The organism is Cruoricaptor ignavus (assembly GCF_900141665.1).
Classification (GTDB): Bacteria; Bacteroidota; Bacteroidia; order Flavobacteriales; family Weeksellaceae; genus Cruoricaptor; species Cruoricaptor ignavus.
Map to the genome: position 1 here is coordinate 132,534 of NZ_FQYI01000002.1, position 13,296 is coordinate 145,829.

The 13,296-nt window shown below is 41.5% G+C and carries 9 protein-coding genes and 1 tRNA gene; 8 read left to right on the plus strand and 2 right to left on the minus strand.

What is annotated here, in order from left to right:
• Positions 1-67: 67 nt before the first annotated feature.
• On the minus strand, positions 68-952 hold the full coding sequence (locus BUB43_RS03045; RefSeq protein WP_073178225.1) for an aspartate carbamoyltransferase catalytic subunit: 885 nt from the start codon (positions 950-952) through the stop codon (positions 68-70).
• Positions 953-1,162: 210 nt separating this feature from the next.
• Here BUB43_RS03045 and BUB43_RS03050 point away from each other — a divergent pair, with 210 nt between their 5' ends.
• The 3 genes from BUB43_RS03050 to nhaA are packed head-to-tail and all read left to right on the plus strand — an operon-like array spanning position 1,163 to position 5,924.
• The gene (locus tag BUB43_RS03050; protein ID WP_143154019.1) at positions 1,163-2,503 is read left to right on the plus strand and encodes a DcaP family trimeric outer membrane transporter; all 1,341 of its coding nucleotides are present in this window, start codon (positions 1,163-1,165) and stop codon (positions 2,501-2,503) included.
• A gap of 20 nt (positions 2,504-2,523) precedes the next feature.
• A complete protein-coding gene (locus tag BUB43_RS03055; RefSeq protein WP_073178229.1) occupies positions 2,524-4,743 on the plus strand; it encodes a RelA/SpoT family protein in 2,220 nt (739 codons plus the stop codon).
• A gap of 14 nt (positions 4,744-4,757) precedes the next feature.
• The gene (gene nhaA, locus BUB43_RS03060; protein ID WP_073178231.1) at positions 4,758-5,924 is read left to right on the plus strand and encodes a Na+/H+ antiporter NhaA; all 1,167 of its coding nucleotides are present in this window, start codon (positions 4,758-4,760) and stop codon (positions 5,922-5,924) included.
• Here nhaA and BUB43_RS03065 read toward each other — a convergent pair.
• On the minus strand, positions 5,908-6,705 hold the full coding sequence (locus tag BUB43_RS03065; protein WP_260200452.1) for a YihY/virulence factor BrkB family protein: 798 nt from the start codon (positions 6,703-6,705) through the stop codon (positions 5,908-5,910). The genes nhaA and BUB43_RS03065 overlap by 17 nt on opposite strands.
• 167 nt (positions 6,706-6,872) lie before the next feature.
• On the opposite strand from BUB43_RS03065, the gene BUB43_RS03070 reads away from it, so the two are divergent.
• The 5 genes from BUB43_RS03070 (at position 6,873) to BUB43_RS03090 (ending at position 12,962) form a co-directional block, all read left to right on the plus strand.
• On the plus strand, positions 6,873-7,346 hold the full coding sequence (locus BUB43_RS03070; protein ID WP_073178234.1) for a 23S rRNA (pseudouridine(1915)-N(3))-methyltransferase RlmH: 474 nt from the start codon (positions 6,873-6,875) through the stop codon (positions 7,344-7,346).
• A 33-nt stretch (positions 7,347-7,379) separates the two neighbouring features.
• Positions 7,380-7,451 (plus strand) — tRNA-Arg (locus BUB43_RS03075).
• Between the two features lie 250 nt (positions 7,452-7,701).
• Complete coding sequence (locus BUB43_RS03080) at positions 7,702-7,989, plus strand: hypothetical protein (RefSeq protein ID WP_073178236.1); 288 nt, start codon at positions 7,702-7,704, stop codon at positions 7,987-7,989.
• Positions 7,990-8,055: 66 nt separating this feature from the next.
• Positions 8,056-9,996: a site-specific DNA-methyltransferase gene (locus tag BUB43_RS03085; RefSeq protein ID WP_073178238.1), complete on the plus strand. Its 1,941-nt coding sequence runs from the start codon at positions 8,056-8,058 to the stop codon at positions 9,994-9,996.
• A gap of 2 nt (positions 9,997-9,998) precedes the next feature.
• The gene (locus BUB43_RS03090) at positions 9,999-12,962 is read left to right on the plus strand and encodes a type III restriction-modification system endonuclease (protein WP_073178240.1); all 2,964 of its coding nucleotides are present in this window, start codon (positions 9,999-10,001) and stop codon (positions 12,960-12,962) included.
• Positions 12,963-13,296 lie beyond the last annotated feature (334 nt).

Sequence of the window (13,296 nt, forward strand, 5' to 3'; positions counted from 1 at the left end):
TGGAGCCAAGAGCCAGTACTTCGTTGGTTTTGTTACTTTTTGAGTTTATTCTAAATCGTAATTTTCGTTACTTTATCTTGATTCTTGGCTCTTGTTTCCTGGCTCTATTTAAAATCGCCATTCTTGCAAACACACCATTTTTCATTTGTTTAAAAATTCTCGAGCGTTCGCATTCCACCAAATCGCTGTCGATTTCCACGCCACGATTTATTGGCGCAGGATGCATTATGATTGCATTTGGTTTCATCCTTTTTTCGCGCGCTTTCGTCAGGCCATATTTTTCCAGATAATCTTCCACGGAAAATGCCGATGCTTCGGAATGCCTTTCGTGCTGTATTCTCAGCAGCATCAGCACATCCACTTCAGGTAGCAGCTCATCTATTGTCCGGAAATTTTTCAAATCGCCAGCAAACCATTCTTCCGGACCGGAAAAGTAAACTTCCGCACCCAATTTTCCCAAAGCTTCCGCCGCAGAATTGGCAACTCTGGAATGTTTCACATCGCCACAAATTCCGACCTTGAGCCCTTCGAATTTTCCGAATTCCTGATAAATCGTAAGCAAATCCAGCATCGTTTGAGATGGATGATTTCCCGTGCCATCACCACCGTTAATTATCGGAATATCAATGCCTTGCAGGTTTTTCCAATACTCATTCTCGCTGTGCCGAATCACCACCAAATCAATCCCGATGCTTTCCAAAGTTTTCACGGTATCGTACAGCGTTTCGCCCTTTTTCACTGAAGAATGCTCCACCTCGAATGGCACCACCTGCATTCCCAATTTTCTTTCGGCAACTTCAAAGCTGATCTTCGTTCTCGTTGAATTTTCAAAAAAAAGATTGGCCACGAAAACTTCACCCTGAACCTTCGCCGTTTTTCCATCGGAAAACGCGATGGCTTCGTCCAAAATCTGCAGTAGCCCTTCTTTGCTAAAATCCTGTATCGTGAGCATTTTCTAAGTTTTTAGGCAAAAAAAAACGAAGTCTGAAACTTCGTAACAAGGAAACAATTCATCACCGAAAACATCAGCGCTGCTGATTAACCGAAAAAAAACCAATGAATTTTTGCGCGTTTCCATTGGGATGCAAAGATAATAAAAATCATTAATTTAAAATTGCTTCCTGTCTGAGTTTTTGTCTAAATTCACATAAAATTTAAAGTAATGATGTGGCTCCATAAAACCAAGACTTTGCTTGGATTTCTAACGCTCAGTAGTTCAGTCATTTATGCGCAGAAAGACAGCATTGAAAATCGCCAATTCGTAAACGAAGAATTGCTGAAACGCATTGAGGAACTTGAAAACAAGCAGAATCCGAAGAAGACTTCAGTGGTTGATTTTTACGGTTTCATCCGCACGGATTTTTCCTACGACAGCCGGCAGGTAGCCTACACGCGGGAATACTTGATGAACCTCTACCCTCTGGACGAAAAACTAGATGCCAATGGTGATGATATAAATGCCAGCGGCGGGAGCAATTTCCTCGCGATCGGCACCCGGCTCGGCGCAAGGGTGAGCGGTCCGGAAATCTGGGGTGCGAAATCATATGCATTGGCGGAGGCGGATTTTGTGGGGAATACGGAGATCAACCGCGCCTCGGGCGGCTCCGGCACCATCGGGATGCTGCGGCTGCGCCAGGCACATTTTACGCTTGCCTGGCAAAAAACTTCGCTGAATGTTGGGCAGTCGTGGTACCCGGCGGTGATTCCCGAAGTGATGCCAAGCGTCGCCGATTTTAATGCCGGCGTGATGTTCACGCCCTTCGGATGGGGCACGCAGATCCGTGTAAATCATCAGTTTAACACAAACATCACCGCGAGCATCACCGCCTACAAGGATCGGGAATTCCCGACGGCTACGGCTGGGGGCGCGTATACCAATTCAGCGAGTTTAAATTCTTCCATCCCGATTTTTAACGCTCAGATACAATTCAAAAATGAGCACATCATCACAGGAATCGGCGGTGAATATCAGTCGCTAAAACCCGTAACAGAATCCAACAATCTGAAAAGCAGCAACAAGGTAAATGCGGGTGCGGGATATGCTTACTTCCGGTATTCCGACAGTAAATTTATAGGGAAATTTTACGGAATGCACGGCGGAAATCTTCACCATTATGTGATGAACAGCGGCTTTGGAGGATACCTTTCCGATGACGGGACGGAGGCTTACAAGCCAGTACGAACGACCTCCCTGTGGACAGATTTTTCAGCCGGCAACGCCAAGATCACTCCCGGAATATTTTTTGGATATACGAAAAACCACGGCGCCGGCGGCGACATCAGCAATCTTTATATGCGGGGTGGGGATGCAAGGCGAGTTCTTGACAATGTATGGCGGGCATCCGGCAGAGTGGAATTTAAACAAAATAAATTTAATTTAGCGCCGGAAGTAGAATATACTGCTGCAAAGTGGGCAGATACCGACAGCAACGGCGCGGCTGGCGGCAACGGGAAGTCCGTAGGAAGCTTGAGAATACTCGCCAGAGCCATCTACTCATTTTAGCCAGAAGGAAAATATCAGAGATGACAGAAATCGACATAGAAAAAGAAAACAAGGAGATAGCCGCCAGATATAAAGACCTGATTACCAATACCTACCGCGAGCTGAATGAGGAACACAACCGCCTGATCCGCAAGGCATTTGATGTGGCGCTGGATGCCCACAAGGAACAGCGGCGAAAGAGCGGGGAGCCCTACATCTACCACCCTATCGCGGTGGCGAAAATCGTGGCGGACGAGATCGGGCTCGGGGCTACATCCATAGCCTCTGCCCTGCTGCACGATGTAATAGAAGATTCTGAGTACACCTACGAAGACATCGAGAATATTTTTGGGAAAAAAATCGCGGATATAGTGCAAGGGCTTACCAAAATTTCCGTGATTAACCAGCAGAATGTCTCTGCGCAATCAGAAAACTATAGGAAACTACTTTTTACACTTTCGGAAGATTTCAGGGTAATCCTTATCAAAATCGCAGACCGGCTACACAATATGCGGACGCTGGAAAGTATGCGCCCGGACAAGCAGAAGAAAATCGCCTCGGAAACGGTGTACATCTACGCTCCGCTGGCGCACCGCTTTGGTCTTTACAATATAAAATCCGAACTGGAGGACCTCTCACTGAAGTACAACAATCCCGAAGTTTACAATGACATCTGCCAGAAGCTGGAACTGGAGCAGGAGCAGCGGGAGCGGTATGTGCAGGAATTTACGACAGAAGTATCCCACAGGCTTGAGGAGGAAGGGCTGAATTTCAAGATAAAGGGAAGGGCAAAAGCTATCTCCTCAATCTATCGCAAAATGCTGAAACAGGGCGTAAGTTTCGAGGAAGTTTTTGATAATTATGCGATAAGGATTATTTATAAATCCGACCAAAAAAATGAAAAATTCTTAGCCTGGAAAATCTACTCCATTATTACAGACATCTACCACAGCAATCCTGCGCGGATGCGCGACTGGATCTCCCAGCCGCGATCCACGGGATACGAAAGCCTCCACCTTACGGTGCTGGGGCCCGATAAAAAATGGATCGAGGTGCAGATCCGCTCTGAAAGGATGGATGATATTGCGGAGAAAGGCGTAGCGGCGCATTACAAATATAAGGAGGGCTACAACAAAAATCCCAACCAGGATATAGATGATAAGAACTTTGAGAAATGGCTGTCAGAAATAAGGGATGTTCTTGAAAATCAATCTATTACATCCACTTCAGAGCTTCTGGACAACATTAAGATGAACCTTTACTCCAAGGAGGTTTTCGTTTTTACCCCAAAGGGAGAAATCAAAATTTTACCGAAAGGATCCACCGCGCTGGATTTCGCCTTCTCCGTTCATACCGACCTGGGAATGAAGTGTGTAGGCGCGAAAATCAACGGGAAGCTGATGCCCATTTCCTATGTTCTGAAAAACGGTGAGCAGGTGGAAATCATCTCCTCCGCCAATCAGAAACCCAAGCAGGACTGGCTGGAGGTGGTGGGCACATCCAAAGCCAAAGCCAAGATAAAAGCCTACATGAATCACGAAAAAAGCAGGCTTTCCAGGGAGGGTAAGGATATTCTGCAGAGAAAGATGCGCTCTGCTAAGCTGAATTTTAATGAAGAAGAAATCAACGGGCTCCAGAGGTTTTTAGGATTGAAAAATTCTCAGGAATTGTTTTTAAAATTTGAAAATAATACATTCGACAGTGGTGATCTGAAACGCTATGCCGACAGTAAGAGCGGGCTGAACCGTTTCCTTTCAAGATTCCGAAAAAAGGAAATAAAAACCGACGAGGAACATCTGGCGCCAAAAACAACATTGGATACCATAGTGTTCGGGAAGGATGAGGAAAAACTGAATTACAGCTTCGCGAAGTGCTGCAATGTGCTCCCCGGTGATAAGATTTTTGGATTTATTACCATTTCCGAAGGGATTAAGGTGCATAATGACAACTGCCCGAACGCGATTAATCTCCGCGCGCAGTACGATTACCGCGTGATTCCCGCCAGGTGGGTGAATGCGGAGAGCTTTAAAAACCGCGTGAAAATAGAGGTGGAAGGTATTGACAGAATCGGCATCATTAGTGATATTTCCGAAATCATTTCGAGAAGTATGAATATGGATATGAAAGGGATGACCATCAATTCGGACGACAGCATTTTTCTCGGCACCATCATACTTGAGGCAAAAAGTAAAGATCAGCTGGAAAACACGCTGCAGCAGCTGAAAAAAATCAAGGGTATTTCTAAAGTTAGAAGAATTTAACTTAAATTTGAAGCATGAATTTAACCAAATATTTTACTAATTTCCTTAAAAGCTCCCAGGCAGGCGGCATATTATTGATGATCTGCGTGGCCGTCTCGATGCTCATTGCAAACTCACAATTTGCTGAACCGTTCCAAAACCTGATAGATACAGAAATTGGGTCCGAGGCACTGCATTTGAGATACCCTCTGTCAGTCTGGATCAATGACGGGCTGATGGCGATATTCTTCCTGCTGGTAGGTCTGGAAATAAAGCGGGAATTTTTAGAAGGCGAGCTTTCCTCGTTCAAGAGTGCCTCGCTTCCAGTTTTTGCTGCGGTGGGCGGGATAATAGTCCCGGCATTAATATATTTCGCACTAAACCACGGCACTGAATATGCCTCGGGCTGGGCAATACCGATGGCTACGGACATCGCCTTCTCCCTTGCGGTGATTTCCATGCTCGGCAGCCGTGTGCCGCCGGCGGTGAAGATTTTCCTTGCCGCACTCGCCATTGTGGATGATTTGGGCGCTATACTTGTGATCGCGCTCTTCTACTCCGACAGCCTAGAATGGACATATCTTCTTATAGCCTTCGGAATCGTGCTTCTCCTTGCGGTTCTGAACTATTTTAAAGTGAAAAACCTGGCGCTGTATCTTATACCGGGTGCCTTTCTTTGGTATTTTATGCACCACTCCGGCATCCACGCCACCATTGCGGGTGTGCTGCTCGCATTTACCATCCCAACAAATGAATCTGATACGGTAACCTCCCCTCTGGAAAAACTGGAGCACGCACTGGGGAAACCTGTTAATTTCTTCATAATGCCGGTTTTTGCCCTTGCTAATACCAATATTACTCTTCAGCCAGAGATGGTGGAAGCGCTCTTCACCCGTTTTGGTCTCGGGATACTTCTCGGCCTGTGCGTGGGTAAGGTTTTAGGGATAAATCTATTCTCTTGGCTTGCTATTAAACTGAAAATCAGCGATATGCCTGCGGATAGTTCCTGGAAGGATATGATTGGCGCGGGGATGCTCGCCGGGATTGGCTTTACGATGTCGATCTTCATCGCTCTACTCTCCTTCAGCGAGCCCCTTTATCAGGAAGAGGCGAAGTTTACCGTTTTGCTGGCATCAATCCTTTCCGGTATTATCGGTTTCCTCATCCTGCGCTCCGGGACGGGAGCTAGGGCTCGGGAGTAGCAGGATCGGAATGCTCGATTTTTACCTTAGTGTTCTTCATCTTCCGTACGGAAAGGTTCAGCTCGTTTCCGAGGAGAATGATAATGATGTTTAAATTTACCCAGACCATCAGCGCTATCATAGTCCCGATGGAGCCGTAGAGTACATTGTAGCGTGCGAAATTTTTGAGAAAAATTGCGAAAAGATAAGTTACAAGCATAAAGAGAACCGTGGTGAGAAGCGCCCCTGGCAATGCGTGTACCCAGCGATGGATCCTCTCCGTCCCAAGCCAGTAAAAACCTGATAGCAGAAGGAAGTAAAACAGGGGGAAGGATACAAAGCTTATGATCGCTGTTAGGTTTTCTGCAATCCACGAAAGATTTTTTTCCGAATTTAGCAGTTTTGTAACCACCTCAGCATAATAAATCCCGAGAATCGAAAGAATTAAAGCAGCAATAAATAAGCTGGTAATAAGCAGGGACACAGAGTAGTCCTTTATGAAGGAACGCCTTACTCGGTTATGATTAAAGCCGTCAACCAGCTGGTGCGTCCCGTTCGTCGCGAAGATAAGGGAGAACAAAACGGTAAGCGGGCTTAGGTTTTCTATATTCGGGATGAAAGTTTCCACAATGTAGCTGCGCACCTGTCCATACACATTTTCTGGGAGAATATTGCTGAGCAAAACCGTGAGGATATATTCCTGAAGTTCCTCATAATGAGGAAGATAGGGCAAAAGAGAGAGAAGAAATAAAATCAGCGGAAAAAGGCTCATAAAAAAAGCCCAGGAAATCCCGGCTGCCATCTTGCCAATTTTAATATCTGAAATCCCGCCGCTATAAATTCTGAAAAACTCTGCGAATGAAATACCGAAGGCGGGCACAGGTGTACTTTCCAAGAATTCTTTTGTTTTCGAAATAAATTGAGGAGTTTTCAATCCTGAAGTATAATTTTGCGGCCAAAGATACTAAAATGCGCATCAAACTTCTGTGCGTGGGCAAAACTGATGACCCACGCCTCCGGGAATTGATAACATACTACACAGCCCGCCTGCCGCGCCATTGGAATTTTGAACTCACGGAAATTCCCGATGTGAAAAATGCGGGTCATCTTTCTGTCGAAAATTTGAAAAAGGAAGAAGCAAAACTTTTCCTGCAACATATTGATTCAGCGGACTTTACGATCTTGCTTGATGAAAAGGGCAAGCAATACACAAGCCGAGAATTTTCACAGAAGATTTTATCGTGGCAGAATACTTCTTTGAAAAAAGTCAACTTTCTGATTGGCGGTGCCTACGGTTTCTCAGACGAAATTTATGCTATGGCAGCTGAAAAATTGTCGCTCTCAAAAATGACCTTCACGCATCAGATGATACGGCTCTTTTTTGTGGAGCAGCTATACCGAGCCGATCAAATTTTGCGAGGCAAGCCCTATCACAATGATTGAATTCCGCGGAATTTCTTAATTTTGCAAACGCAAGGCCTCATAGTTCAACGGATAGAATAGAAGTTTCCTAAACTTTAGATCCAAGTTCGATTCTTGGTGAGGCTACAAACTCGCAACAAGACGCTACCAAACAATAGCGTCTTTTTTATTACAATCCCTTTATTCATAAAGAAAATAAAAAAATAGAAAATAAAAAAGAATATATTAAGTCGAAAAATTTTGATTTTTTTTTTTGAACTAGCTTCTTTAGGAGCAATGAGGCGAAGGCTGGAGCGAACGCACCGTAGATGGCATTCTAAGCAAACTTGTACCGGATTATTTGGAGAAGCCCAAGGATGGATTTTTATAGGAAACTATGAAAAAATATAAGGCAAAATTATTATCTTTGGAAATTTCGGAATTATTTTCATTGGGTATGCAGCTTTTTAGAGAAGTTGAAGAAAAATTTACCTTTTACAAATGTCTTGTTGAAGGAAAAAAAATTATTACTGAAGGCACTGTTAGCATTATTAATCCAAGCAATAACTATGCAGAATTGGAATCCACCACTATCGTTGCTCCCGAATCAGATGATTTACAAGATATTTCATTGCTAATTACAGTTAGTAAAAGAAACCACGGTAATTACAAAGACAGGTTCTGATATTGTACCATGGAGCCGCAAAAAAGGACTAATTTCAATTTTTAACAAATTTTCAAGTTTGAATTTATGATACAGGACATACTCGCTAACAACGACAATATACATAGCAACGACAAGCAGATGGCGATGCTGAAAGAGCATTTCCCAGCCTGTTTCTCCAAAGACGGTGCGTTTGATATAGAACGCTTTAAGGAAGAAATAAAGGATAAAACCGACATCACCGCCGAAGGCTACGAACTGAAATTTCTGGGAAAATCCTACGCCAAACTGTTAGCATCTACAGAAACTACCACCGTAATAGTACCGGATGAGGAACACAACCAAAAGCCCGAAAACAAAAACAGCGAAAACATCTACATCAGCGGGGATAATCTTGACGGGCTGAAACACCTGCTGCACTCTTACCAGAAGAAGATAAAATGCATCTATATAGACCCGCCTTACAATACCGGTTCGGATGGTTTTGTGTACAACGATTCTTTTAACTACACCTCGGAGGAACTGCAGGAAAAACTGAGCATTGGCGAAAAAGAAGCCCAGCGCATTCTGGACCTTACCAAGAGAGGTTCTGCCTCGCACTCTGCATGGCTCATGTTTATGTACCCGCGTTTGCTTTTGGCAAGGGATTTAATGACGGACGACGGCGTTATTTTTATTTCCATTGATGATAACGAACAGGCCAACCTGAAACTGCTTTGCGATGATATTTTTGGGGAGGAGAATTTTATAGCAACTTATAAGTGGAATAAAACTTCCACGCCTCCCGCACTTTCAGATAAGGTTAGAGGAAAATATGAATATATTTTATGTTTTGAAAAAAAACGAAATTCAATAAAGTATTCAGGCGGTATTATTGAAGGCGGTGATATGCCATTATTAAATGAGGGAAACCCTATAAAAGAAATAAAATTTAATAAAGATGCGGTGATATTTAAAATTGATGGAAGGTTTCAAAAAGGGAAATATGATCGTGTTATATTAAAAAATGATATAATAATTAAAAATGGCAAATCAGATGTTGATATAGTTTTAGAAGGTCCTTTTAAATGGTCGCAAGAAACTGTTATTAATGAAACAAATGAAGGAACAATATTTTTTATAAAGACAAATAAATTTGCAATTAGATATGCGAGAGAAGGAGAAAGGATAAAAAGACCTTCTGATGTAATTTCTAAAGTTGAATGCGAAGTTGGTACTAATGAAGATGGTGCGAAGGAATTGAATATCCTATTTAATGAAAGAATATTTGAGTATCCAAAAACAATTTCACTCATTAGTTATCTTATTAACTTTAATGCTATTACGTCAAGCGATAATATTGTTCTTGATTTTTTCTCTGGCTCCGCTTCAACAGCCCACGCTGTTTTAAAGCTAAATGCGGAGGATGGGGGTAACAGAAAATTTATCGCCGTGCAATTGCCGGAAGTGTTAAACGACAGAGATGATTCTCAAAAGAATGCTTATAATTTCCTAAAAGAAAACAAATACCCAACAACATTAGACTATATCGGCATTGAAAGAATAAAACGGGCAGCGGCTAAAATAAAAGAAGAAAATCCGGACAAAGCATTGGATTTAGGTTTCAAGCATTTCACTCTACAAGAGCCTGAGCAGAATACCCTGGATAAACTGGAGCGTTTTGATAAGTCTGCACTAATTGCAGATACCACCGTGCTGGATGATTTTGGCGCAGAAACAGTACTGGCCACCTGGCTAAATGATGACGGCTACGGTCTTACGGCTACTGCTGAAGAAACAGATCTGGCAGGCTACAAAGCCTATTACAAAGACAAGCACCTGTACTTCATCTATCCGGGCTTTACGCAGGAAGCCTTGCAGGCACTCATCACCAGGTTTGATACAGACGGCAGTTTCAACCCAGAAAACATTGTGCTGTTTGGCTACAGTTTCCCGGATTGGTCGGTAAACGAAATGCTGGAGAAAAATCTAAAAATACTGAACGATTCGGAGAAGAATCTGAAGATTAATTACGCAGTAAGATATTAGTTATGGAATTGATTTTAAAAAACGGTCTAGAACATCAGGTGAAAGGTTTCACGGCTATTGCAGATGTCTTTACGGAAGATAGTTTCAGCAGAAATAATTTCTATTACGAGAATCCTTCTCTTATCCGTGATAAGGAACAACTGGCAGAAAACATCAAAATTGTTCAGAAAAGAAATGAAATTCCGAAAGAATACCGTGCGCAAAATGGAATTGGCAATCACCTGAATCTGGATATCAAGATGGAAACAGGCACAGGTAAAACCTATGTTTATACCTCTGCTATTTATGAACTGCACAAAAGATTTAAGATAAACAAGTTTATCATTGTAGTGCCAACCTTAGCGATAAAGGCAGGTACAAAACAGTTTATAGAAGACCCTTATGCCAAACGGCATTTTAGAGATGTTTGCGGTTATGGTTCGGAAATAGAATTGCTCACCCTGGAAGCCGCCAAAAAAAAGAAAGGCAAACAGTATTTTCCAAGTGTGGTGAGGGAATTTGTAACAGGTTCCAGCCAAAACACCAATAAAATTTATGTACTGCTCACGAATATGTCTTTGCTCACAGGTTCCAATATGCTTACCCGTGATGATTATGATTACGGCGTGGAAGGTTTCTATCGTCCTGTAGATGCGTTACGGGCAACAAAGCCATTTGTAATCATAGATGAACCACACCGATTTAGTAAAACACAGAAAGCATTTCAGTTTATAGAGAATGAATTTCAGCCACAGGCACTGATTCGTTTCGGTGCAACATTCCCGCAAGTTACAACAGGCAGAGGTGCAAATAAAATCACAAAAAGTGACTATCAAAACCTGCTGTATGACTTAAATGCGTATCAATCATTCAACCAAAACCTGATAAAAGGAATTGCTAAAGAACACTTTGAACCCATTTCCAAAAAAGAAAGCAAAATAAAGATTCTGTCTGTTGAAAGTAAATCTTCCGCAAGATTACAATTCATCGAAAAGGACAGGCCAAATAGATCTTTTACTCTATCAAAAGGCGATAGTTTAGGCATCATTTCTCAGGAGTTAGAAGGTATTGTTATTGATGCTGTAGGTACTAATTTTATTGAACTGTCTAACGGGCAGACTAAATTTTCAGGCGAAGAATTTACGACAGACATCTATTCAGAATCCTATCAGGAATCTATGCTGCGGTTGGCATTAGACCGCCATTTTGAGATAGAAAGACGCAATTTTGACCGAAGGTTTAAGATTAAAACATTAGCCCTGTTTTTTATAGATGATATTTATTCCTACAGAACAGACGAAAAAACAGATAAGCAGCCTTATCTGAAAGAAACCTTTGAACGGCTGTTAATTGAAAAAATTGATAGTTTGCTGCCTGCATTGGCAGAACAGGAAAATGAGTATAAAGAATATCTATTAGCAACCAAAGCAAATCCTGGAGCCTCGCACGCTGGGTATTTCGCTCAAGACAATTCTAATTCTGACGAAGCCATTGCGGCAGAGGTCAGCGAAATATTGTTTGAGAAGAAGAAACTGCTTTCAATAAAACATCCTGATGGCACTTTAAATACCCGCCGCTTTTTATTTTCAAAATGGACACTGAAAGAAGGTTGGGATAATCCAAATGTATTTACCATTGCAAAACTTCGTTCAAGCGGCAGCGAGAGCAGCAAGATTCAGGAAGTAGGCAGAGGGTTAAGACTGCCGGTGGATGAGCACGGCAACCGTATCTCCAATGAGGAATTTAAACTCAACTATATCATTGATTTTACCGAGGCAGATTTTGCCAGAAAACTCATTGATGAGATTAATAAAGAACTTCCAAAAGGGTTTGCAATAACAGAAAATAAATTAGATGAAGTGGCAAAAAAACTTTCAGTAGATGCAGATGATTTATTTATTGAGTTAATTACTAAAAAATACATCGATAGAAATTACAATGTTAATGCAGAAAATTTAGATAAATTCTTTGAAGAATATCCGGATTTTACCATTGGCTTAAATTCAGGAAAAGTAGAAGACCGCAATAAGAAAACAGATAAAAAAATAAAAATCCGAAAAGACGTTTATGAAGAACTGAAAACATTGTGGGAAGCCATTAATCAGAAATACATTTTGTACTATGACCGTATTGAAGATTGCGGCTATTTAAAAGACGAATTGCTTAAAATCTTTCAGCAGGGTGTCTTTGCGGATGTTTACATGTCCAGTAAAAGAGAAGATGTAAGAATGAATGGTGAAGGTGCAATGATTGTGGGTGAAGATTCAGGCATGCAATATCTGATAAAAAAGCCGATACCATATTCTGATTTTCTGAAAAGGATAAACAGACAAACCAATATCCCAATCCAACTGTTGCACGAAACACTTTCCGAATACGCTTCAACAAACAATATTGATAACGACAAAATAAATGACATTAGTGCAGCTAATTTTGTTAAAGCATTCGTTGAATGGAAAAACACCCACCTGGAAGGCAGGTTCAGTTATTCAAAAGGCAATATAAAACCAAGAGAAACTGCTTTGACATATAGCGATGGCTCACCAAAAGAGGAAATTGCACAGGGAAGAATCGGTACAAAATTCATTGATGGTACACCCACTACAAAATATCTTTATGATGTATATGCATATGATTCTCCATTGGAAAAAGAAAATATTTTAGTTGATAATATTGATGAAATTATCGTTTATGGTAAAATACCGAGAAACAGCATTTCGATTCCCACCGTTACTGGTCAAACCTACAGCCCGGACTTTATGTATGTTGTAAAAAAAGCAGACGGTCAAAAAGTTTTGAATATCATAGTTGAGACAAAGGATGTAGAAAATAAAACCGATTTACGGGGAACAGAACACGCTAAAATAGAAAGCGCTAAAAAGTTTTTTGATCAACTTACAATAGACGGTTACAAAGTAGAATTTCACACCCAACTTAATAATAAAAAGATAAGATCTATCATTGATGAGGTTCTTGCATACGATTAAATAAAAGTGTTAAAATAAACCTATAGGTTGATTTTTATGAAAATAATTGATTTATTTGCCCCCATATTTAATGACGCTATAGATGATGAACTCTTAAACTTCATAGACGGCAAACTGTCTCTGTACAACAAACTCACAGAAGACTGCGTGAACAAAGAATTCAAGTGCCTTTGGTTCAATGAAATTTATGATAGGACGGTGAGAGGAATATGAGAAATTCAAAACTAAGTACCTCACAGCTTGACGAACTACAAGAATTAGCCAAAAAGTTAACCAAAAGTTACTCATTAGTTAACCATTAGTTAATCAAAAGTTAGCCATTTTGGTGCAGAAA